At 53.6% G+C, this 23,610-nt stretch carries 18 protein-coding genes; 3 read left to right on the plus strand and 15 right to left on the minus strand.

What is annotated here, in order from left to right; genetic code table 11:
- Nucleotide 1: 1 nt before the first annotated feature.
- Nucleotides 2-538: a hypothetical protein gene (locus C8N40_RS07665; RefSeq protein WP_108211196.1), complete on the minus strand. Its 537-nt coding sequence runs from the start codon at nt 536-538 to the stop codon at nt 2-4.
- Nucleotides 539-1,205: 667 nt separating this feature from the next.
- Between C8N40_RS07665 and C8N40_RS07670 the strand changes: the two genes are divergently transcribed.
- The gene (locus tag C8N40_RS07670; protein WP_108211197.1) at nt 1,206-3,026 is read left to right on the plus strand and encodes a DEAD/DEAH box helicase; all 1,821 of its coding nucleotides are present in this window, start codon (nt 1,206-1,208) and stop codon (nt 3,024-3,026) included.
- Nucleotides 3,027-3,285: 259 nt separating this feature from the next.
- On the opposite strand, the gene C8N40_RS07675 is transcribed toward C8N40_RS07670, so the two are convergent.
- From C8N40_RS07675 to C8N40_RS07690, 4 genes are all read right to left on the minus strand, one after another.
- Nucleotides 3,286-4,074 (minus strand): DUF6544 family protein, encoded by a 789-nt coding sequence (locus C8N40_RS07675; RefSeq protein ID WP_108211198.1) that lies wholly within the window; start codon nt 4,072-4,074, stop codon nt 3,286-3,288.
- A gap of 100 nt (nt 4,075-4,174) precedes the next feature.
- Complete coding sequence (locus C8N40_RS07680; protein WP_108211199.1) at nt 4,175-4,624, minus strand: ferritin-like domain-containing protein; 450 nt, start codon at nt 4,622-4,624, stop codon at nt 4,175-4,177.
- Nucleotides 4,625-4,704: 80 nt separating this feature from the next.
- Complete coding sequence (locus C8N40_RS07685) at nt 4,705-5,928, minus strand: BaiN/RdsA family NAD(P)/FAD-dependent oxidoreductase (protein ID WP_108211200.1); 1,224 nt, start codon at nt 5,926-5,928, stop codon at nt 4,705-4,707.
- Nucleotides 5,929-6,058: 130 nt separating this feature from the next.
- The gene (locus tag C8N40_RS07690; RefSeq protein ID WP_108211201.1) at nt 6,059-6,892 is read right to left on the minus strand and encodes an SDR family oxidoreductase; all 834 of its coding nucleotides are present in this window, start codon (nt 6,890-6,892) and stop codon (nt 6,059-6,061) included.
- Between the two features lie 96 nt (nt 6,893-6,988).
- On the opposite strand from C8N40_RS07690, the gene C8N40_RS07695 reads away from it, so the two are divergent.
- The gene (locus C8N40_RS07695) at nt 6,989-8,443 is read left to right on the plus strand and encodes a phytoene desaturase family protein (protein ID WP_108211202.1); all 1,455 of its coding nucleotides are present in this window, start codon (nt 6,989-6,991) and stop codon (nt 8,441-8,443) included.
- On the opposite strand, the gene C8N40_RS07700 is transcribed toward C8N40_RS07695, so the two are convergent.
- Nucleotides 8,440-8,865: a nuclease A inhibitor family protein gene (locus tag C8N40_RS07700; RefSeq protein ID WP_108211203.1), complete on the minus strand. Its 426-nt coding sequence runs from the start codon at nt 8,863-8,865 to the stop codon at nt 8,440-8,442. The two genes, C8N40_RS07695 and C8N40_RS07700, sit on opposite strands and share 4 nt — an antisense overlap.
- Before the next feature lie 103 nt (nt 8,866-8,968).
- On the opposite strand from C8N40_RS07700, the gene C8N40_RS07705 reads away from it, so the two are divergent.
- Nucleotides 8,969-9,844, plus strand: a complete 876-nt coding sequence (locus C8N40_RS07705; protein ID WP_108211204.1) for an SDR family oxidoreductase — start codon at nt 8,969-8,971, stop codon at nt 9,842-9,844.
- A 611-nt stretch (nt 9,845-10,455) separates the two neighbouring features.
- On the opposite strand, the gene C8N40_RS07710 is transcribed toward C8N40_RS07705, so the two are convergent.
- From C8N40_RS07710 to C8N40_RS07750, 9 genes are all read right to left on the minus strand, one after another.
- Nucleotides 10,456-13,650, minus strand: a complete 3,195-nt coding sequence (locus C8N40_RS07710) for an efflux RND transporter permease subunit (protein WP_108211205.1) — start codon at nt 13,648-13,650, stop codon at nt 10,456-10,458.
- Nucleotides 13,651-13,682: 32 nt separating this feature from the next.
- Complete coding sequence (locus C8N40_RS07715) at nt 13,683-14,822, minus strand: efflux RND transporter periplasmic adaptor subunit (protein ID WP_108211206.1); 1,140 nt, start codon at nt 14,820-14,822, stop codon at nt 13,683-13,685.
- Between the two features lie 16 nt (nt 14,823-14,838).
- A complete protein-coding gene (locus C8N40_RS07720) occupies nt 14,839-16,173 on the minus strand; it encodes a TolC family protein (protein ID WP_108211399.1) in 1,335 nt (444 codons plus the stop codon).
- Between the two features lie 160 nt (nt 16,174-16,333).
- Nucleotides 16,334-16,924, minus strand: a complete 591-nt coding sequence (locus C8N40_RS07725; protein WP_108211207.1) for a TetR/AcrR family transcriptional regulator — start codon at nt 16,922-16,924, stop codon at nt 16,334-16,336.
- A 151-nt stretch (nt 16,925-17,075) separates the two neighbouring features.
- On the minus strand, nt 17,076-17,537 hold the full coding sequence (locus C8N40_RS07730; protein ID WP_245905038.1) for a hypothetical protein: 462 nt from the start codon (nt 17,535-17,537) through the stop codon (nt 17,076-17,078).
- Nucleotides 17,538-17,739: 202 nt separating this feature from the next.
- The gene (locus C8N40_RS07735; protein ID WP_108211209.1) at nt 17,740-18,921 is read right to left on the minus strand and encodes a dipeptidase; all 1,182 of its coding nucleotides are present in this window, start codon (nt 18,919-18,921) and stop codon (nt 17,740-17,742) included.
- Nucleotides 18,922-19,350: 429 nt separating this feature from the next.
- Nucleotides 19,351-20,160: an alpha/beta fold hydrolase gene (locus C8N40_RS07740; protein WP_108211210.1), complete on the minus strand. Its 810-nt coding sequence runs from the start codon at nt 20,158-20,160 to the stop codon at nt 19,351-19,353.
- 114 nt (nt 20,161-20,274) lie between these two features.
- Complete coding sequence (locus C8N40_RS07745) at nt 20,275-22,581, minus strand: S46 family peptidase (RefSeq protein WP_108211211.1); 2,307 nt, start codon at nt 22,579-22,581, stop codon at nt 20,275-20,277.
- 242 nt (nt 22,582-22,823) lie between these two features.
- Nucleotides 22,824-23,270: a YkvA family protein gene (locus tag C8N40_RS07750; RefSeq protein ID WP_108211212.1), complete on the minus strand. Its 447-nt coding sequence runs from the start codon at nt 23,268-23,270 to the stop codon at nt 22,824-22,826.
- Nucleotides 23,271-23,610 lie beyond the last annotated feature (340 nt).

Below are 23,610 nucleotides of genomic sequence, written 5' to 3' on the forward strand. Positions count from 1 at the left end.
GTTAGGCTACGTATACCAGCTCGCCCTTGGACTCCTGCATTATTGGAGCGAAGTCTTTTACACATACATGGTACATGATGCGGGCCATGGAGAGCGAGTAGTCCGTTATCAGGCAGTGTTGCTGCTCGGCGCTCATCAGTACCTTGCCATTTCCGAAACTGAACTTGTTCAGTTCAATCACCTCATCAAAATTCTGGCGGAGTGTTTTCAGGGCCTTGAACGAAGGCTCGTTGTAGTAGAGCGGGATGACCTGGCACACGGCATAACTGCCTTTCTTGCGCTCCTGCGCAATCATCTTGCAAAGGTCCTCCACATTGGTGCGGTCAACATCCGAGAGGATAACATAGAAGACATTGCGCTTGTCTGCCGTCATGGCTTTGGCAGGCACACTGCCCAGCAGCATGTTCCGGCTGATTTTGGTTCCTTTTGTGAACGTGTCATCCTTGAGGATTTTGTTGTGAATTTTAAAGGCCAGCGCTCCAGACGCGATCAGGTTGAAATCCTTGCCTTTAGAGGAGATTTTGGAAAAGTGCAACATAGTAAAAAGCTTAAGGGATTAGGGATGTTTATTATATCTTTTCTCATGCTGCATGGGGATAGGGCATACGCCTCCCACACGATGCAATAGTGAATACTCTGTTATGGTTACCAGTAGTAATAGCCTGCAAAAGTTTTTGCTAGTAGTGCAATGAGAGAACGCGTGCATAGCGCATATGAATACGCGATTGCTAAAAGTTTTTCTTTATATGTTTCTATTACGCTGGTTTGCCAAAAGTAATTCCCGGTAAACCTTATATTATGGCGAATAGGGCTTTTCTGTTAGCGAATATAGCTATTTAACGTGCGACTCTCTCAGTTGTTGACTTATTTGGATAAATTTTTATAAATAAGGCGTAATTTAAGCATAAAATTTAAGTATATATATTTTTTTTATAAATACTGGTGAAAGTACTGATTTTTAATCTGTTATTTGTACAGATCTGTCCTATACTAGCTTATACTTATTTTGGAGTGGTTTTGAAGATTTGATTAGTTTTTATGAGGGATATGTTGTAACTTTGCGCCCGATTTGGAACAGTCTGCGTTCTTGGATAACTGGTTACTACACTGTTGGCTACTTAGTTGTTTTTATTTTGTCGTTCTCTTGAGTAAGGGAAATTCGGTATAGACAGGCTGCCTCCAGAAGTACAGTTATAACATATTAGATGAACAAGATCAGATTTGACGAGCTTCCGCTTTCGCAGGAAGTACAGCGTGCTATCGCTGACATGGGCTTTGAAGAAGCCTCTCCCATCCAACAAGAAGCCATTCCGGTTGTTTTAGAAGGAAAAGACATCATTGGCCAGGCCCAGACAGGCACTGGAAAAACGGCCGCTTTCGGTATCCCTACCGTTGAGACCATTGACCCAAACAACCGTAGCGTACAGGCGCTTATACTTTGCCCCACCCGTGAGCTGGCCATCCAGGTGTCCGGCGAGATTCAGAAGCTGGCCAAGTATAAGCAGAACATCAGCGTGGTGCCTATCTATGGCGGCCAGAGCTACGACCGCCAGCTGCGCGCCCTGAAGCAAGGGGTGCAGATTGTGATCGGTACGCCGGGCCGTGTGATGGACCACATCAACCGCGGCACCCTGGTGCTCGACAACGTGAAGAAGATTATCCTGGACGAGGCCGATGAAATGCTTGACATGGGCTTCCGCGAGGACATTGAGTACGTGCTGGAGCGAATCCCGGAGGACAGACAGACCATCTTCTTCTCGGCCACGATGTCCAAGCCGATTATGGAGCTGACCAAACGCTACCAAACCGACCCTGTGCTGGTAAAGGTGGTACGCCAGGAGCTGACAGTAACCAACATCGACCAGGCCTACTTTGAGGTGCGTAACAGCGCCAAGCAGGAAGTATTGTCCCGCTTGCTGGACATGTACAACATGAAGTCGGTGATTATTTTCTGCAACACCAAACGCATGGTGGACGACCTGGTAGCAGGCCTGCAGGCGCGTGGCTACTTTGCCGAAGGACTGCACGGTGACCTGAACCAGAACCAGCGTACCACCGTGATGAATAAATTCCGAAACGGCACCCTCGAGGTACTGGTGGCGACTGACGTGGCTGCCCGTGGCCTGGATGTGGAGAACGTGGAGGCCGTGTTTAACTACGACCTGCCGCAGGACGAGGAATCCTACGTGCACCGCATTGGCCGTACCGGCCGCGCCGGCAAGTCAGGCAAGGCGTTCTCGTTTGTGGGCGGCCGTTCCGACGGCTACAAGCTGAAAGACATCATGCGCTATACCAAGGCCAAGATTGTGCTGCAGCAGGTGCCGTCGCTGGAAGACGTGAATGAAATCCGCACCAACATCTTCTTCGACAAGGTGAAGGAAGTACTGGATAAAGGTCATCTGGCCAAGCACGTAGCACGCATCGAACGCTTCGTGAACGAGACAGAGGGCTTTACTCCGCTTGATGTGGCCGCCGCGCTCCTGAAAATGAGCCTGAAGGAGCAGAAAGTCAAGGAGAAGGGCGCTGAGGCGGAGAAAGAACTTTCAGCCACGAAAGAAGGCATGGACCGCCTGTTCATCACCATCGGCAAGAAAGACCGCGTGCACCCGCGAGACCTCATCGACCTGCTGGCCCAGAACTCCAGCATCCCGGAAGGGCGCGTTGGCGACATCGACCTTTACGATAAGTTCAGCTTTGTAGAGGTGCCGAGCGAGTATACGGCAGAGATCGTGGAGAACATCGGGCGCGTGGAATACGATGGCCGAATGGTGATCGTTGAGAAGTCGCAGAAGAAAGGCTCCGGCCCGAAAGAAGGCCGTGGCGATAAGGAAGACTTTGGCTTTGGCGGCGGCGGAGACCGCGACAGAGACAGGGGCGACCGCAGAAGTGGTGGCTTCCGCGACGGCGGAGGTTTCCGTGGCGGTGACCGCGACAGAGGCGGTTTCAGGGACAGACGCAGTGGCGGCGACCGTGACCGCGGCGGTGACAGAAGAAGTGGCGGAGGGTTCCGAAAAAGAAGATTTTAATCTTATTTATTCCTGAAACACTGCAATTTGTTTTGCGTAAATATTAATGTAATCAGCGCAAGAAGTTTAAACTTCCGAGCTTGAAGAAAAAGCCGGCCGAAAAGCCGGCTTTTTTGATGCAAAAATTTTCGGAACCATAACCTTTCTTTCGGGTGCCCGTTAAAGAGGGTATCATAAAAAGGTTGGAAGATTAAGCTGACTGTTTAAACAGTTAGATAAGACAAGGGTAATATCAGACGGATGTTACCCTTGTTCTTTTTTAGGGCCAGCCGGTGAGGTTATATTTTATACTCTTTATACTTGCCCTGAAGTACTCATAATCGTGCCCGCCGGGCATGTGCCACACGGCCCGCACCACGGTAGGGATCTTACATTCTCCCAGTGGTCTGTACCTGTCCAGCAAGGCTGACCATTCCCAGTTCTGATAGCTTTTTCCGTCTGTAGAATAGTACCTGTCCCTGGTGCGGAACGAGGTTATCTCGCCACGGCCGTTAAATTGGAACGCTCCACCCACTGTTATGCCCGCATCCGTTATACTTGCGCCAATGCGTCCGGGGCTCAACGCTTGCCAGGTGGTGTGCTGCTGAAAAAAAAGGCCCGGGAGCAGGGGAGCCTCCGCCAGAAAAGTAACGAGTGCCGCCTGGTCCATTTTAGGCCCGCGGGCATTGCTGATGGTCAGCCCTGCCAGCTTTATGAGCATGTTGCCCTGGCCGTGCTGGTACTCGTCTCTGGCCCCGAACGGAACAAAGTCATACATTTTCGCCTGCATCAGGGCAAGCCGGGTAGCGGGAGCCACCGAATTAAACTGCATGCAGCGCAAGTTCAGCCATTCTCCTGCAGGGTTAAGTTTTATCTGGGCATGGTCATACTCCACGAAGAAATTGCGGATGCGGGGCTTGCCCACGTAGCCGCAGGAAGAGAGGTAGCCCTGAACAGCAGCGGGCAGGGGAGCTAGCGCCTCCGGTGTGACGGTTTCCTGGCCAAGCTGCTGGCTATACTGGGCGAGCGCCTGCCGTACCTCTGTTTCGAATAGATTTTTGAGCGACACGGAACGAGGAAGTATACTTGTTCAACTGTAGGAAAACTGTGCTGGCGGGAACTAAAAAAGAGCCCCGAAAGGCTCTTTTATACTTCACAGAAATCATTGCCTATTCTCTTGCGGCGTCACGGAGCGCGCGAATGTGATCGTGCGCATGTTTTACGTCGCGGTACTGCTGCTCCACAATCTTCTTCAGATCGGCGGGCAGGTTCTTTTGCAGCGCCTCTTCGTAAGCCTTCACGGCATAGTCCTCGCCACGCTCGCATTCTTCCAGCACCCGCACGCGATCCTTTGAGGTCAGAGCTGATTTCAGGTCTATCCAGGCGCGGTGCAGCGTGCCCTCTATGGAGCTCGATTCATCATCGGTGTGGCCCAGGCGGTGCATTTGGTCCTGTAGCTCGGTAATCATGCTGTCGCGCTGCACGGCATACTTTAGGAAGAGGTCCTTCAGGTCCTGGTCTTCAATATCCTCCGAAGCGGTTTTATAGCCCTTGGCCCCATCTTTACAGCGCTCTATCAGGTGGTGCACAGTGGATTTAAGTTCTTTATTAATTTCCATAGTTTTATCAGTTTTGTTCTAATATGCATTCATACTGATATGGCTGTACTTTGGTTTCCAAAAACCTGATCTACCGTGGGTTAAGCCATGGCTTTCCCGGCCAGGTAGCCTGTCGTCCAGGCGGCCTGGAAGTTGAAGCCACCGGTGATGCCGTCGATGTCCAGCACCTCGCCGGCAAAGTATAGACCGGGCTGCAGACGGCTTTCCATCGTTTTCATGTTTACCTCTTTCAGGTCGATTCCGCCGCAGGTAACAAACTCCTCTTTAAAGGTGGTTTTGCCGTTTACCGCCACCGGCATCCGAAGCAGCGCCTCCACCAGCTTGTTTGTGTTTTTGGCCGGCAGCTCTGCCCACCGTACCTCCTCCGGCACCTCGGCCAGTTGTGCAAGCCCCTGCCATAGCCGCTGCGGCAGCCCGAAAAGCGGGTTGCTGCTTACGATTTTCTTGGGGTGGGATTGCCTGAAGGTTTGCAGCTCCTGCCGCAGGCGCTCTTCCGTTTGCCCGGGCACCCACTGGATAAGAGCCGTGAAGTTATACTTCTGCTCATGGAACAGCCGGGCTCCCCAGGCCGACAGCTTTAGAACGGCGGGGCCGGAGTAGCCCCAATGGGTAATCAGCAGCGGGCCTTCATACTCCAGTTTTTGCCCGGCAATGCGCACCCGCGCCTGCGGTACCGACACGCCCAGCAGCTCTTTTAGCGGAGAGCCTGGTACATTGAACGTGAAAAGGGAGGGAACGGGCTCCTGAATGGCGTGCCCCAACTGCCGCAGCCAATCGTAGCCCTGGCTCTTGGGGTTGCCACCGGTGCTCACCAGCACTTTGTCTGCTTTTATACTTTCGCCACCGGCCAGCTGAAGTATGAAATGCTGGGTACCATCCTGCTGCACGGGTAAAATGCTCTCGACGCTGGCGCTGGTCCTAATGTGCACACCTGCCCGCCTGGCCTGTTGCAGCAGGCATTCAATGATAGTCTCAGCGTTGTCAGTCACCGGAAACATACGCCCATCTGCCTCGGCCTTGAGCTTGACACCGCGCTGCGCAAACCAATCCACCGTTTCGCGGGCACCGAACAGCTTGAAAGCCTCTTTCAGTTGCTTGGCGCCGCGTGGGTAGTTTTGGGCAAACACAGCAGGAGTGAAGCAGTGGTGGGTAACGTTGCAGCGGCCTCCCCCGGAAACGCGCACCTTGGCCAGTAGCTTACTCGTCTTCTCCAGCAGCAATACCCTGGCCTTTGGGTTGGCCTCTGCACAGGTGATGGCGGCAAAGAAACCGGCGGCCCCACCGCCAATAATGGCTATCTGCATTAATTTCACGTTAATTGTTTTTGTTGATTGCCGGTATTTTTCCTGCCCTTGATTGTGAAAAGGGTGGAATCACTGCTGTCATTTTGGTTATACTTTAACCATGAGGCAATGCAACCATTCAGCCGCAAAGTTACGAAAAGAATGCCATCGGGTCGGGGTGGATGAAGGTATAGGAGAGATCGTCCTTTAGCTTTTGGCTGCTGATGAGCTTGAACTTTGTCTCCACCATGTCCTGGAACTGCGGCGGCGTAAGCCCCAGCGAATGGGCAGCCGAAGTATAAAGTTCTTTCCGGAGCGGGTGCAGATCGGAGCAGGCGTTGTACACAGCGCCCCATTTTTCCTGCTCTATGATGCGGTAAAGTATGCTGACGCAGTCCTCCAGGTGGATCAGGTTTACCGGGGCGTCGCCGTCCGGCACATTTTGTTTTCCTGCCAGCCAGCGACCCGGGTGCCGCGCGCCGCCTACCAGTCCGGCGAAACGCACTACGGTTGTTACCCAATCCTCACGGTCCTGGAACATCCTTTCGGCCTTCAGCAGGGTATTTGCGGGCTCCAGCTCATCTGTAAAAACAATGTCCTCTTCTGTTACCACGCGGTTCAGGTCCTGGTACACGGAGGTGGAGGAAACGAACAGCAGGCGGCTAACCGGCGAGCTGAGCAAGGACTTCAGGAGGAGCTGCATCTGGTTCATATAGGCCTCCCCGCCATCCGAGCGCAGGTGCGGCGGGATGTTGAGCACAAGCACGTCTGTTTCCAGGAAGTTCTCCAGGGCGGCGCGATCCAGCTGCTCCTCATTTGCCAGGTTGAGCAAGTAGGGCTGAATGCCCTTTTCGAGCATCACCTCTATTTTGTCCGGCGAGGTGGTAGAGCCTTTTACCGAATACCCGTGCCGTAGCAGCTGCTCTGCCAGCGGCATGCCGAGCCAGCCGCAGCCCATGATGCTAATCCTTCTTTTGTCCTCCATTATACTTTCAAAGTCTATACTGCTACAACATTACAAACGCCACTTGGTTATTAGTGGCATATACTACTGCTTAAGCCGCCACAAAGTAAAGTATAAATGAGGTACGATGTAGCCATTATCGGATCAGGATTTGGATCGCTGACGGCCGCGGCCCTGCTGGCCAAGTATGGACTGAGGGTTTGTGTGCTGGAGCAGGCCAAATATCCCGGCGGCTGTGCCACTTCTTACCGCCGGAAAGGCCACTGGTTCGAGACCGGCGCCACCACGCTGGTCGGGTTAGACGAGCATATGCCCCTGCGCTACCTGCTGGACCAGACAGGCATTAAAGTGCCGTTGCAGGTGCTGGAAACGCCCATGCAGGTGCACCTGCCCGATGGCCAGTTGCTTACGCGGTATGGCAACCTGGAGTTGTGGATAGCGGAGGCGGAGCGGGTGTTTGGAAAGTATAAGCAGCGGGAGTTCTGGGAGCATTGCTACGGCATCAGCCGGGAAGTATGGCGCACCTCCCTGCGCCAGCGCAGCTTTCCTTTCTCCAACACAAAGGACCTGCTGCTTTCGGGCATGCGCGTAACCCCTGGCCAGATTAGGTTGCTGCCCGGCGCCTTCCGGACCATGGAGCAGGTCCTGCAAAAGTATGGGCTGCACCAGAACGGGCTTTTCACCCGGTTCGTGAACGAGCAGCTGCTGATAACGGCGCAGAACTACCTGCCGGAAGTGAATGAGCTTTTCGGGGCCACAGCGCTGTGCTATACGTTGTACTCCAACTATTACGTGCCGGGCGGCCTGATAAACCTGGTAAAGCCCGTGGAGCAGTTTATACTTGCCAAGGGAGCCACGCTAAGTTATGGCCACGAGGTGCAGGAAGTAATAACCTTACCGGAAGGCTACCGGCTGAAGACAAGCAGGGAAGAGGTGGAGTGCCGCTTCGTTATTTCCGGCATCCCGCTGAACAATACAGCGCAGTTATTTCAGGAGGAGAAAATCAAGCGGAGCCTGACGCCATACTTGCTGGAGTCTGACAAGCTGAACGGGGCCTTTACCATGGCGCTGGTGCTGCAGGCCGGGGAGGCCAGGGAGGTACTCCACCACCAGGTGCTCCTACCGCAGCCGCTGCCACAGACGGGCAGCAAAAGTATCTTCATCAGCTTCAGTCACCCTTCCGACAGGTTGAGGGCACCGGATGGAACCGTTGTGGCAAGTATAAGCACGCACCTGCATCATCCGCAGGCGCACCTGATTGAGGATAAGGCTGCCCTGGAGCAGGCGATTGTGCAGGAACTGGAGAGGCGTGGCCTGGTGCGTCCGGAAAGTATACTTTCAGTGCAGTCGGCCACGCCGGGGGGCTGGATTTTCTGGACCAAACGAGCCTTCGGGGCTGTGGGAGGTTATCCGCAGTACCGCCACATAAAACCCTGGCAAATGAAAGACGCGCGCCTCGACCACCGGGGCGCTTACCTCTGCGGCGATACGGTTTATCCCGGGCAGGGCATTCCGGGCGTCTGCCTGAGCGGCATCATCGCGGCGAATAAATTATTACAGGACCACTTTTAGCTTTCGTCCCGTTCTTCAATCGAGGACTCGTCGAGCACCACCATACTTTTGTAGCCGGCGTAATTGCCATCCTCCGCTCTGCCAAGTATATAGGCCTCTGTTCCGATTTGGGTGATGGTGTATACTTTCACATCCTGCAGCAGGCGCTGCAGGGTGCCAAACAGTTGCCGGGTCGCTGAATCGGGCCCTTTGCGGGCGTCTGAAGTAATGCCCTGCAGCAGCTGCATGAAGCCTTCGAGGTCATACGCTTTCACGGCCATTCCTGAGGGTTTGCCGGCGTACTCCACCACATCCTCGGGTGTTAGTTGCCGCCCCTGCTCCGTTTCCAGGTACACAAACTCCAACGGCGACTCTATCTCGCTGCGCAGCAGAATCCCGTCTGCAGCCTGCATCAGTTCTTTCTGTAATTCTTCCTTGCTCATCTACTTTAATATTTGCTGAAAGTATACGTATGAGTTCAGGGGCTATACTTATATTTAGAGAGATTTGGTTACGTATAGCCGCTTCATTTTAAACGCGAGACCCATGATAAAAGCTGAACCCATGCTAAGGGAGGGAGCCCTGAAAGGCAAAACCATTATTGTGACAGGCGGTGGAACCGGCCTCGGCCGCTCCATGGTGAAATATTTTCTGGAGCTGGGCGCCAACGCCGTTATCTGCAGCCGCAAGCTGGAGGTGCTGGAGCAAGCCGCCAAAGAACTGGAGGCGGAAACTGGGGGTGCTGTGCTGCCCATCGCTTGCGATGTGCGCAAGTATAACGAGATTGAGGCCATGCTGCAGGCCACGCTGGAGCGGTTTGGCAGGGTAGACGTGCTGGTAAACAACGCTGCCGGCAACTTCGTGAGCCCCACCGAACGCCTGAGCCATAAGGCCTTCGACGTGATCACCGACATCGTGCTGAAAGGCAGCTACAACTGCACCCTGGCCCTCGGCAAGCACTGGATAGAACAGAAGCAGGAAGGGACTATCCTCAACATCGTCACGACGTATGCCTGGACGGGCTCCGGTTATGTGGTGCCCTCTGCCTGCGCTAAGGCCGGCGTGCTGGCCATGACGCGCTCCCTGGCCTCCGAGTGGGCCAAGTATGGCATCCGCTCCAACGCCATTGCCCCGGGGCCTTTCCCAACCGAGGGCGCCTGGACGCGCCTGTTCCCCAAGCAGCTGGCCGATAAGCTGGACCCGGTAAACCGCATTCCGGTGGGGCGCTTCGGCGAGCACCAGGAGCTGGCCAACCTGGCAGCTTATCTGGTATCGGACTATGCCTCTTTTGTAAACGGGGAGGTGGTCACGATAGATGGAGGCGAGTGGCTCTACGGCGCCGGCGAGTTCAACGGCTTCGACCAGATACCGCAGGAGATGTGGGACGTGGTGGAGAAGCAGGTGCGCGGAAAGGCGCAGTAACACCGTGTTCAAAGTTAGAAAGACAGGCGAAGTACGGCATCAGTTATACTTCGCCTGTTTGCTTTAAGGAAAATGCAGCCCTTGCCGTTGAGGCCGGGTTATGTTACAACGTGAGGAAAGTATACGTTTTACTAGTTACGGCTGGAGAGCCAAAACCACTCTGTTTATAATTTAAGAACTCAAGTTCTTCTCTACAATTTTGGTAAAGGTGTAAACCCACCCCTAACCCCTCCGAGGAGGGGAATTCCTCCAAGTATATTATGATTCCCATCTTGGAGCAGCGCTATATACTTCTTTTGATTTTGTCATCCTGAAAGGATCTTGGTAGCGAGTTGTATAGGCTTAACCTCCCTGCTACCAAGTTTCTTTACAGAATGACAAGTAGATTAAAACTTTGTATAAAGGATGAAATGGCTCGGAATACAGGAGGCATATGTTCTAAGTAACCTGTGTTATTATACTTTTGAAATGGAGCTTGCCCAAAACCTTGCCTACTTTGGCTGACGACATCATTCCCAAGTAAAGGACGACTTGCAGTAACTATAAAAAACAGCCCCGACTTTAGAAGCCGGGGCTGTTTGCATATGATAGCGATTTAAGATCGTCCTTTATTACGGGTTTACGTAAGCCGGGTCGCCTCCCTCATCTTCATCGGGTTGGCTGTTGCCTTTGGCGCGGAGTTCTTCCAGGCCTTTTTTGCCGTAGGCTAACCTGGTGATAACCACGTAAAGCACCGGCACCACGAAGATGGCCAGGAAGGTTGCGGCCAACATACCGCCAATTACCACCCATCCAATCGTCTGGCGCGACACGGCACCTGCACCTGAGGCCATGGCCAGCGGCGTCACGCCAAGTATAAAGGCCAGCGAGGTCATGATGATAGGACGCAGACGGAGTTTCACCGCCTCAATGGTCGCCTCAATCAACTCCATGCCCCGGTCCACACGCTCCTTGGCAAATTCCACAATCAGAATGGCGTTTTTAGCAGCTAGACCAATCAGCGTAATCATACCTACCTGGGCGTAGACGTTGTTGTCCAGCTTCGGAAGGAGCGTGAGGGCAAGTATGGCGCCGAACATCCCCAGCGGAATCGCAAAGAGAATGGAGAACGGTACCGACCAGCTTTCGTACAGGGCGGCCAGCAAGAGCAGCACCAGCACAATTGAAAGGGCAAAGATGTAGATGGTCGTGCTTCCGGCAGCCTGCTCCTCGCGGCTCAGGCCCGTAAACTCATATCCATAGCCGGCTGGCAGCACCTGCGCCGCCACTTCTTCCAGGGCCTGCAGCGCCTGACCGGAGCTATAACCAGGAGCCGCGCTACCGTTGATGTCCACGGAGCGGAACAGGTTGTAGTGCGAAATCACGGCAGCTCTTTCCTCCACCTCAGCGGTTACGAGCGCGCTCAGCGGCACCGACTGGCCCTGGCGGTTCATCACGTAGTATTGCTTCAGGTTGTCGATGTCCATTCGGTAAGCCGTATCGGCCTGCGCCACCACCCTGAAGTTACGGCCGTAGCGCGTGAAGTCGTTCACGTAGCGGCTACCCATGTAGGTAGAGAGCGTGGTGTAGACATCAGCCACGTTCACGCCCAGTTTCTTGGCTTTCTCGCGGTCAACCTCCACGTGGTAGCCCGGGGTTCTGGTGTTGAAGAAGCTGTAGGCCATGGCGATTTCGGGGCGGGCATTGGCTGCTGCCAGGAACTGCCCCATTACCTGCTCCAACTCCTTAGTAGAACCTGCCTGGCGCTGCTGCAGCACAAAGGTGAAACCACCCGAGGCACCCAGACCAGGAATGGCCGGTGGAGCCACCACAAGCACGTTAGCTTCCTTGATGCCGGCAAACTTCTGCTGCAACGTTGCCATCACCCCCTGTAGCTTGTCCTCCTCATTCTTGCGTTCTGCCCAAGGCTTCAGCTGCATGAAGAAGGTACCACTGTTCGATTTGAAGGAGAAGTTGATGGCGTTCAGGCCGGAAATGGCCGTATAGTTTTGCACCGCCGGCACTGTAGCCATAATCTGGCCCATCTCGTTCAAAATAGCCTCTGTTCTGGCCTTAGAGGCACCTTCCGGCAATTCTACAGACACAAAAAGACGACCCTCATCTTCAGTCGGGATAAAGCCCGACGGCTTGGTCATGAACATAACTGTTGTACCCGCATAAAGCAGGATCAGCAGGATAAGCACCAGCGGGGCGGCTTTGATGCTTCGGCGCACGCCCATCGAGTAAGACTCCGTCGTGCGGGCAAACCAATTGTTGAAACGGTAGAAGAACTTGTTAATGCCTTTAGAGTCCTTTCTTACGTTCATCGGCTTCAGCATAAGCGAGCAAAGCGCCGGCGTAAGGGTAAGGGCCACAAAGGCAGAGATCAGTACCGAGATCGCGATGGTGATGGCAAACTGCTGGTACAAGCGACCCACAATGCCTGGGATAAAGCCCACCGGGATAAACACAGCCGCTAATATAAGGGCAATGGCAATTACCGGGGCCGTAATCTCTTTCATCGCTTTCCGCGTGGCTTCCCGGGCCGAGAGCCCCTCATGGTCTATGTGGTGCTGCACCGCTTCCACCACCACAATGGCGTCGTCCACCACAATACCAATGGAGAGCACGAAACCGAAGAGCGTCAGGGTGTTGATGGTAAAGTCCAGCGGAATGAAGAACACGAACGTACCGATAATAGAAACCGGGATGGCCAGAATCGGAATCAGGGTAGCCCGCCAACTCTGCAGGAACAGGAACACCACCAGGATCACAAGTATGAGCGCCTCTACCAGGGTGCGTACCACCTCGTTAATGGAAGCCTCCACCACCGACACGGACTCGAACGATACGATGTAGTCCAGGTCGGCAGGGAAGGAGCGTTTCAACTCTTCCAGCGCCGCATAAATGCCGTCCGCCGTTTCAAGGGCGTTGCTGCCAGGCGCCTGGTAGATAAGCATCATGGTAGCCGGGTTACCGTTCACCTTCGCACCCCTGTTATAGTCAAAACGACCGAACTCGATGCGGGCAACATCGCGCAGGTATACCAGCGAGCCCGTGGCCGGGTTGGTCCGCACGATGATGTTGCCGAACTCCTCCTGGGTCTGCAGGCGGCCTGTTACCGTGATAGGGTACTGGAACGTCTGATCGCCGTATTGCGGGGCAGAGCCGACGGTACCGGCACCCACCTGCAGGTTCTGCTCCTGGATGGCGGCAATTACCTCGTTTGCACCCATGCCGTACTGCGCCAGCTTGTCAGGCTGCAGCCAGAGGCGCATACTGAAGTCCTGGCCGATGGCGAAAATGTCACCCACGCCCTTCACGCGCATCAAGGCATCCCGGATGTAGATATTGGTGTAGTTATCCAGGTACTCAACGCTGTGCGTTCCGTTCGGGGAGTAGATACCGGCCACCATCATGATACTCGGGTTACGCTTCCGCACGGTTACCCCCAGGCGGCGTACGTCCTCCGGCAGGGCCGGCTCCGCGATACTGGCCCGGTTCTGCACGTCCAGGGTGGCAATGTCGATGTCGGTCCCCACCTCGAAGGTTACCGTCATGCTCAGCATGCCGTTGGTGTTGGTGGAGGTAATGTAGGCCATGCCCGGCGAACCGTTGATCTGCGTCTCCAGCGGTGTGGCAATAATCTGCTCGATTGTCTGGGCATCAGCGCCCGTGTACATGGCCGATACAGATACCGTAGGAGGGGAGATGTCCGGATACTGTGTGACTGGCAAATTCATCATGGCCAGCGTACCCACCAACACGATCACAATCGAGATCACCATGGCGGTGACGGGCCGTCTTATAAAAACATCTGATATCATCTTACTATGCTAAATCTCCTCTTAGTTAGAAATTATTTCTGGCCCGAGGCCTGCGGCTCTTGCTGCGGATCGCCAACCTGTACTTTGGCACCCTGGCGCAGGCGCTGCACGCCTTCCGTCACAATCTGCTGGCCTTCTTTCAGCCCCTCGCGCACCACAACGTCGCGCTTAAACCTGGTACCCAGCTGCACGAGCTGCTGCACCACCGAGTCGCCCTGCACCACGTACACGTAGAACTCGCCCAGCTGCTCGGTCACGGCCTTAAACGGAATCACCAGCTGCTCGCCGATGTCCTGGTTCAACACGTTCATGGTTACCGTCATGCCCGGTATCAGCCGCTCTTCCGGGTTAGGGAACTGCACTCTGACAGTGGTAGTACCAGACTGACGTCCGATAGCCCGGTCGATGGCCAGGAGCTTGCCGTTATGCGGGTAAACCTCCCCGTTGTTCAGGGTGATGGTAAACAGGGAGTCAGGCTGGTTGCCCTGGCGGAGACGGTTAAAACGGCCTATTTCCTGCTCGTTTATCACAAAGTCAACCGAGATGGGATCGGTGGAGGAAATGGTGTTCAGCAGTGGCTGGCCAGGAGAAACCTGCGCACCCACGCGCACCTGCGAAATACCGATCGTTCCATCAAACGGGGCGTTTATCACCGAGTATCCCAAATCAGTGGAAACGCTGCGCACCTGCGCCTGTGCCGAGGCTACCTGTGCCTTGGCGGTCTGCACCTCGGTGCGGGCATAATCGAGCTGCTGCTTGGCGATCGCATCGCGCTCTGCCAGGCGCTCGTAGCGCTCGAGGTCTTTCTGCACCCGGGCCAGGTTCGCCTGCGCGCTTGCCACGTTGGCCTGTGCCTGCTGGTAAGATGCCTGGTACTTGTTGCGGTCTATCTCGTAAAGTTTCTGTCCTTTTTTGACACGCTGGCCATCCTGTACATAGATATCAGTGATATAACCGGAAACCTGCGGACGAAGCTCCACCTCCTGCAGGGCCGTAACCGTGCCGGGGTAAGTGTCTTTGCCTGTTACGCTTTGCTCCGTAACCTTGTAGGTATTCACAGGAACAGCCATGGCGGCTGGGTTCATCTGCTGGCCTGCCTGATCACCACCGCACGACATAAGTATAGTTGGGCTGATGATGGCTGCCGCCAGCCATACGTATTTGCTCTTCATTCTCTTTTTCACTGATTTATGGATTGATATCTATGTTTCCTAAAGCTCTCTGGTAGTCCAGCTTGCTGGCCAGCAGGTTATACAGGGCGTTGTAGTAGTTAATCTGGGTAGCGCGCAATTCGCTTTCAGCCACCACCAGGTCTACGTAAGCTTTCACGCCCTCATCGTACTGCAGCTTAATGATGTCGTACACCTCCTGGGCTATTTCCAGGTTGCTCTGCAGCGTGCGCCAGTCGGTATAGTCGGCCTTGTAATTGGCAAGTGCGGCCTGATACTCGGTGTTGATGGCCTTGCGGGTATCTTCGATGGCTACGTCCAGGCGCTCTTCCTGTAGTTGGGCAATGCGCACGTTCTGCACCCTGCGCATACCCTGGAAGATAGGCAGGGAAACACGCAAACCAACCACAGAGGTAGGGTAAGCCTTGTTGTAAAGATCTTCCAGGCCAGCGCTGCTGTAGTACTGGGAGTTATAGTTGATAAAGGCAGACACCGTTGGCAGGTAGCTCCACTTGTTGTAGGCCGTGTTCAGCTCGAGCAGCTGGCGCTGTGTCTGCAGTTGCTGCAGTTCTATTCTGTTGGCAAACTCCATCACCGTAGCCGTATCCACGAGCACGGTCTGCTCCATCAATTCATAGTCGTACACCAACTCCAGCTCACTCTCAATCGGATAACCCATCAACTGCTTCAGGTAGGCCGTTTTGGCTTTTACGCCTTCCTGGGTACGCTTGATGTCGCTGCGGATGTTGGCCAGGGTGATGGCCGCACGCTGGTAGTCGGTTTTGTCTACCAAGCCTACCTCATAGCGGCTACGGGCATCGTTGTACTGCTTTTCCTGGCGCACCAGGTTCACGTTCAGGATGCGGTACTGCTCCTGCGTCAGCAGCACATCGTAAAACGCCTTGCTCACCTCTACCACCGTGTTTATTTTGGTGTTGGTGATCTGCTGGTCGAGCTGCAGCCTGGAGAAACGGGCGGCCTTGGAGGCCAGCAACAGATCGCTGTTAAACAGGTTCTGGTTCGCTTCAAAGAGGAGGTTGGAGTTATAACGCTGCGCCGAGGTTACAATCTGGTCGCCAACCGGAAACTGCTGCGGCTTGATGTTGTAGGAGCCCCCGAAGCTCGCATTAATCTGCGGGTACCAGCCCGAGAGGTTAGCCCTGATCTCGCGCTCACCAATAGCCTCGTTCAGCAGGGCATTCTCTACGGTGGCCCCGTTCTCCAGCGCATAGTCCACACATTGCTCCAGGGTAAGGCTTGTCGCGGCAGGGGAGGTGCTTCCCTGCGCCCACGCCAGCGCGGGACTTAGCAGGCAGCCCAGTAGCAATGGTTTTAGTTTAGTAATAAATTTCATGTATGTAGTTAATATACTTTTGGTGTTGGGAATAAACTGTGGGGAGGTGCGGAGGCCTGTGCTAGTTAGGCTTTCCACGGGAGCACTCATTCTCTTTTCTCATAGTTAGGCGATTTTTGGGTTGTATACTTTAGCATTATCGGTACTGGTGATGTGTGATTTATACTTTGGTAGTTCTCTCGCCGCTCCTCATACCGTCCCACAAAATCTGCGGGAGCTGCTTTAACTCGCCTTCTTCCAGCACCAGGTGGCCGGAGGAGTACATTTTAACAGTAGAGATGATGTTGGCATGGGCAAGCGTGCCCAGTATCTTCGGGCTAAGCGGCTTCAGGTGGCCTTCCCGTATGCCCCGCTCAAAGAAGCCGAACAGGTGCTTATGAAACTCGCTTTTGCTCGCATCGTTCAGGCAGGTGTTGTAGGGTGAATTAACAAACTGCTCGAAGAACATCAGCACATTCGGGTTCTGGCTGTAGTAATCGTGGAGGCCGTACCAGATGTTGAAAAAGCACTTCTGGAAAGGTACATGAGGGTTGTCTTCACGCTTCAGAACAGCAATTATCTGGTCACGGATGTAGAAGAAGAGTTCTATAATCAGATCCTGCTTGCTTTCGAAGTAGTGGTAGATAGTGCCTGCCGCCACGCCCGCACGTTTGGCTACCAGGCTCATAGGGGTGCCATGGAATCCTTTTTCCCGTACCAGCTCCAGCGTACTCTCAAAGATGGCTTTCTTTTTATCGGCTATAGGCTCCATGCGGCACTAGTGTATTGAACATTCATTCGGTTTGCAAAAATAAAGAGGCAGCGGCAGCGAACAAAAAATTATACTTTACCAAAACGTTAATTGCTGCTGCTCCTGCTGCAAGTATATAAAACCGGCTACCGGGGTGCAGGTTTAAAAAAAGTTAAGATTGTTTTTCCAGCAGGCGCTCCAGCCAGAAGATCAGGAAGAGGGCCACCAGGTTAACCCCCACAAACTTCTGCCCCAAGTCGGAGCCGGCGCTGAAGTGGAAAGAGGAGAGGGCGAATCGGAACTTAAAAATCCACCCCCCGACCATGTCTACCCCCACACCGATACGCAGGCCCGCCACGTACTGGAAGGCCCAGGCCCCAATGCTGAAGTATACCACCTGCAACACCTGGTTCACGAGCGATAGCCGGAGCCCTTTTCTGGGGTTGCGGAAAAGCATGCGCCCGCAAAGGATGGAGAAAATGTACAGCAGACCGGCCAGTATACTAAAGCGAAGCACCTCCTGGGTTACGGTGACCTCCCCGCCAAACATGACCAGCACTAAAAGGGCTATACCAATAACTCCACCCAGTATCTGGTAAATGGCAATGGCTTTGATCTGGATATTTCTACTCAAGGTGCTCAGAAACTAAAAGTTATGTGCAACTACATTTATTGTAGCTACAAAAGTGTGACAAAAGTAAAGAAAATAAGCTTTTGAAGCAGGGGGAGGCTTGCAATATTTGACGAATAGCGGCAGGAGCAAGACGAATAGGAAGCTCAATAATATAAAAGGCAGGTATGCGTACCTGCCTTTTATACTTTGGGGGCAAGTATACTTAGCCTCCGTTCGCACGGAAAACGCGCAGGAAGTTCTCTCCAAGTATTTTCTTCACATCGGCCTCGCTGTAGCCACGGGCCAGCAGGCCTTTGGTCACGTTCGGAAAGTCCTGCACCCCATCCAGTTCTTTGGGAGCGGAGGTAATGCCGTCAAAATCAGAGCCGATGCCCACATAATCCACGCCCACCAGCTTTACGATATGGTCCAGGTGGTCGAGCAGCACGTCCAGGTCCGGACGGATGGCCAGGAACTCCTCGGGGTATTTTTTCTCCATGTAGCCGGCTATGTTGGAGCTGGACCAGCCCTGCGCGCGGAGGGAGTCGAATTCGGGTTTATACTTGTCCCGGAACGCTTTTTCGCGCTTGCTGTAGCCGGGGTCGAGGAAGCCGGAGTAGAAGTTAAGGTGAATCACGCCGCCGTTTTTGGCCACAGCCTTTATCTGCTTATCGGTTAGGTTACGCGATACCGGGTTTATACTGTGCACGCAGCTGTGGGATACAAGTACAGGTTTAGAGGTGGTAGCCATGACATCCCAGAAGGTTTTCTCGCCCACATGGCTCAGGTCCACCAGCATGCCCATTTCGTTCATGCGTTTCACCACCTGCTTGCCAATTCCTTTCAGGCCGCGCTTTGATTTTGGCATTTTACCCGAGGTTTCATCGGCGGCAGAGGAGGCCCAGGGGGTGGAGTTGTTCCAGGTGAGGGTGAGGTAGCGGGCACCACGGTTGTACAGCTGCTCCAGCTTCTGCAGATCGTTGTCGATCATGTGTCCACCTTCCACGCCAATCAGCGCGGCCATCTTGCCTTCCCGCACCGCCTGTTCTATTCCTGCCACATCCGTAGCCAGCATCAACTTATCCGGGTTCCGCTTCACGATAGCCTCCAGAGAGTCTATCTGCTGGTTGGCATAGGCAAAGTTACCCGTTTCGTCGCTCCACACCGAGAAAAACTGCGCATCCACGCCACCTTCCTTAAACCGGCCCAGGTCCGAGTGCGTGCGGCCGCGAAGATCCTTGCTGATATCCATGCCTTCCATCACCGAAATCAGTACATCGTTGTGGGTGTCAATCAGGATGGCCTCCTGGTGTACTTGCCTGTAGTCCTGCGCGGCGAGCGTATGGCTGCCGAGTGCAAGGCCCAGTGCGGCGCTTATACTTAGGTAACGTTGCTTCTTTCTCATAGGGGGAGCGTGTGGTTTATACTTCCGGCTGGCCTTCGCCAGATTTCCATCCTTTAAATATAAGGTTTCTGGAATAATTTACCTAAACACGCTAAGGAATGGCTGGCTAAAGTATAGGAAGTATAAACTGAAGCTCACGTATACTTTACAAGTATAATTGCTCTTCGAACCTCCAAGTAGCAGGGGAGTTTTTTTCTGCAAACGCGCTTGGTATGGCGCGAGCGTCCACGCTCGTGACCGGTTATCGTTGGGCCTCCGCCCAGTCGGATTACAAATCCGACCTCATAAACAAGGCACGGGTTAGAAACCCGCTCCAGCAAAGTAGATGGGAGGTTATGCCTTTACTACTCGCTACCAAGATCCTTTCAGGATGACAGAATAAAGATAAGGAAATGACCATGCTCCAAAGAGGGGAAGATCAGGGAAGTGTTAGAGAGTGCCCAAACTAGAAAGTATAAAGTGTGCCGATTTTTCCAGTACCTGCTCCGGCGCCTCTCGGTGCGGGGTGTGGCCGATGTCCGGAAGTATAAGTTGTTGTACCGGCCCCTGTGCCTGTTGCACGACTGCCTCCACCTGGGCCAGTGTGCCATATTCGTCTTTCTCACCTTGGATGATAAGCGCCGGGCAAAGTATGGCCGGCAGGAAATGCTCAATGTTCCAGCTGCGGAAACTGCTCGAAAGCCAGGTGTCGGTCCAGGCGCGGAAAACGGCCTCAGTTTTGGCACTATGGTATTTCTGTAGCTTCTGCGGCAGGTTGGTCGTTTGGTAAGCTTCCACGGCTTCCCGTATGCCCGCCAGCGTAACCTCTTCCACAAAAACGTGGGCCCCTTCGGTAATGATGGCTTTGATCCTGGATTTATACTTGGCAGCCGCAATCAGGGCGATGCTGCCGCCATCGGAGTGACCGAAAAGTATAGCCTGAGAGATTTGCAGCTTTGCCAGCAGCCTTTCCAGCACATATGCCTCCTGCTCCAGGTAATCCTGCCCGCGGTCTACGCTTCTGAAAGGAGAGGACTCGCCATAGCCTTGCCGGTCGTAGAGGAGGGCGGGGCAACCGGCGGCCTGTGCCAGCTTCTCCGGAAAATCGCGCCACAGCCTGATGCAGCCCAGCGAATCGTGCAGAAAAACCAGCACGGTCTTACTGGCTGTCGCTGCTTCGGGGTAGTACCATTTCAGGCAGATCTCGGTATCATCTACAAGTATAAATTCTTCTTTGGTATAGATGGGAGTGGAGGTCATGGAAAGTATCAGTCGGTGTTAAAGACTGTGAAGATAGCATGGGTCGGGGCGAATACAAAAAAATCCCCACCCGTAGCGACAGGTAGGGATTTTATACGTTATACTTTAAAAAGCTTAGGCCTCAACCTCTGCTTTTTCTTTTTTCTTCTTTTTCTTCAGCTCTTTCTCCAGCTTCTTTTTTTCTTTCTTGGAGAGCTCTTTTTCGGGTTGCTGTTGCTTTCGTGCATCAACCTGCGGCAGGCCGGAAGTATCATCCGTCACCAGTGTCATTTCCTCTACCAGGTGACCAGCACCGGCAAACTTGTCTACAATAAAGAGCATGTAGCGCACATCCACCGAGATGTTGCGCACCTGGTCCGGGTTGTAGACGATGTCGCTCATGGTGCCTTCCCAATTACGGTCGAAGTTGGTGCCAATCAGCTGGCCGTTGGCGTTGATGATCGGGGAGCCCGAGTTACCGCCCGTGGTATGGTTGGAGGCGATAAAGCACACCGGCATCTGCCCGTTTACGCCATAGCGACCGTAGTCCTTTTTCTCGTACAACTCGCGCAGCCTAGGCGGAATGGCATAGTCTTCGGCCACACCAGAGGCAGCTTTCTCCATCACGCCTTCCAAAGTGGTGTAGTACGTATAAATCACGCCATCTACTGGCTTGTAAGGCTCTACTTTGCCATAGGCCACGCGTAGGGTGGAGTTGGCATCCGGGTAGAAGTTCTTGTCGCTCTGCATCTGGCGAAGCCCGGCCACATACTTGCGGTACAGCAGGTTCAGGTTATCGTTTACCGAAGTATACGTCGGCATCACGTTCGCGCTGTAGTAGTCTGCCACACTGCTGGCCAGCACAAAGGCAGGGTCGTTTTTGATGGCGTCCTTGCCTTGTCTTGCCTCAGCCAATACCTTCTTCACGCCTGCCTCAGAAACAAAGGCCGACTTGGCAAACACGTCCTCGGCATACTTGGCAAAGTCGCCTTTATACTTGCTGCGCACCATGCTGAAGATCTCCGGGTGCAGCTTCTGGTCGATGTTATTGTAGTATAACTCCAGCAGGGCGGCAAACACCTTCTTGTCTGATGGGGCGTGGTAGTCTTTAAAGTAACCAGCTGCGTACGTTTCCAGCTTCGCCACCTGCGCGTTGATGTCGCTCTGCGGGGACTTTTTAGCCAGCAAAGCCTGCAACGTGGTAAAGTTATTGGCCAGTTTCACAATCTCCACGCCAAAGGCTGCTTCGTTGATGTAGTCGCGTGAGATGGTGATGCCATCCAGCGCCTTGTAGTTCTTCTCGAAATCGGCCAACAGGCTGCCATACTCTTGCTGGCGCGCCGGGTCGGCAGCCACCCACTGGGCAAACTGCTGCTCCAACTGCTGCTTGTTCTCAATGGCATTGGCCTTGCGGATACCGCGGTTCTCGCCGATCCACTTTTTCCAGGCATTGGCGATGCTGGCATACTTGGCCGCATACTTGATGCGCACCTCGTCAGAGGCCTTCATGTCCTTGTCCAGGATGTTTAGCTTGGTTTCGCGGATGTTGATCTTGTGCGGGTTGGACACCTCGTATATCTCGCGCACCGCCTGCGAAGTAAGGTACTCGTTCGTACGGCCCGGGAAGCCAAACACCATGGTAAAATCGTTTTCCTTGATGCCGCTCAGCGAGATAGGCAGGTGGTGCTTCGGCTTGTACGGCTTGTTCTCTGGCGAGTACTCGGCTGGCTCGTTGTTTGGGCCAGCGTAGATGCGGAACAGCGCGAAGTCGCCGGTGTGGCGTGGCCACATCCAGTTATCCGTATCGCCACCGAATTTACCGATAGAAGACGGCGGGGCACCTACCAATCGGATGTCCTTGAAGGTTTCGGTGATGTACATGTAGTACTCGTTGCCATAGAAGAACGGACGGATAACAGCGTTGTAGTGCGTGCCAACCGTAGCGTCTCTGCCTACTTTGGAGATGTTGCGCTGCACGATGGCCTCGCGCTCAGCCTCGTTTTTGGCAATCTCCGTACCGGCCAGGATCTGCTTGGTTACATCCTCCATGCGCACGATGAAGGTGGCGGTAAGGCCTGGGTTGGGCAGCTCCTGCTCCCGGTTCATGGCCCAGAAGCCCTCAGTAAGGTAATCGTTTTCTACGGAGGAATGCTGCTGAATCTGGCCGTAGCCGCAGTGGTGGTTGGTGAGCAACAGGCCCTCCGGCGAGATCATCTCTCCGGTACAGAAGCCACCGAACGAAACAATGGCATCCTTCAGGCTCGACTGGTTGACGCTGTAGATGTCCTCTGCCGTGAGCTTCATGCCCTTGTCCTGCATCTGCGCCTCGTTCAGTTGCTTGAGCAGCATAGGCAGCCACATGCCTTCATCGGGCACGGCCGTGGAAACGCCAACGCTCAGCAAAGCAGCCGCAAAAAAGGATAATATGCGTTTACTGATCATGTGTAAGTAGATTGATTGTTGTATATAAGTGCCTAAAGTTAGCCATTTTTTACCTCTGATGGATGCGATTTACAGGCTTATCAGGGCTAAGGTGCGCTGGCGACGGAAATGTGACAGCCTCGAAAGCAGGAAATCTTCTAATCCCTACTAAAAGAACAAGGGGCACCTGGCCTGAAGCCAGGGTGCCCCCGTAACAAAAGCGTGTAATCAGCGCTTTACGTTATACTTTTAAGATGCCGCTATCAGAAGCGCCCGATGTTCTCGTAGCTGGTTTGCACCTCCCACTCGCGGTACTTGGTAATCTCTTTGCTGAATGCATCCACAAACCATGCCATTAGGCTGATATCGTCCATCAAACCAAACACAGGTATAAAATCGGGGATAATGTCGAGCGGGGTCACCAGGTAGAGCAGCACTGCCACCCCAATCAGCATTGATTTCCTGGAGATGTCGCGGTAATCGCCCCGCATATAGGCCCTTACCATCCGCATAAAGGTCATCATCACCTCCCGCAGTTGCAGGAATCCGTTTTCCGGTCTGTTTACATCCACCAGCTTATTGTAGGCTGTCGTCAGCAGCAACCCTACTTTCATGGGCTTGGAAAGTAATGCCCCGGCTTTGCCTGTAAACCTCCTGAAAATGGGGTTTTGGGAATACTTGTACCCTTTCTGTATCCAATCTTGCAGCATATAGCATTTCCTATTTAATATCTATCAATATCAATACGTACGCCAACACAGGGAGTTAAGGGAGTTGGGGAGTTTAGGAGTTAGAGAGTTGGGGAGTTAGAAAGTTAGAGGGTTAAAAAGTTAGAAAGTTAAAAACTCATGAGTTATACTTTCCAGCTTTCTAAATATAAAGGCAGGTTATATATCTTTCAATTCCCAAATTCTCTAGCTCTCCGTTTCCACAACTACTAAATTCTCTAAGTCATAAACTCTCTAAGTCATAAACTCTCTAACTCCTAAACTCCTAAACTCCCAAACTCACCCAACTTTCTAACTTCCAAACCTTCTAACTTTTTAACTT

The sequence above is a fragment of the Pontibacter mucosus genome, assembly GCF_003054055.1.
In the GTDB taxonomy this organism is placed as follows: domain Bacteria; phylum Bacteroidota; class Bacteroidia; order Cytophagales; family Hymenobacteraceae; genus Pontibacter; species Pontibacter mucosus.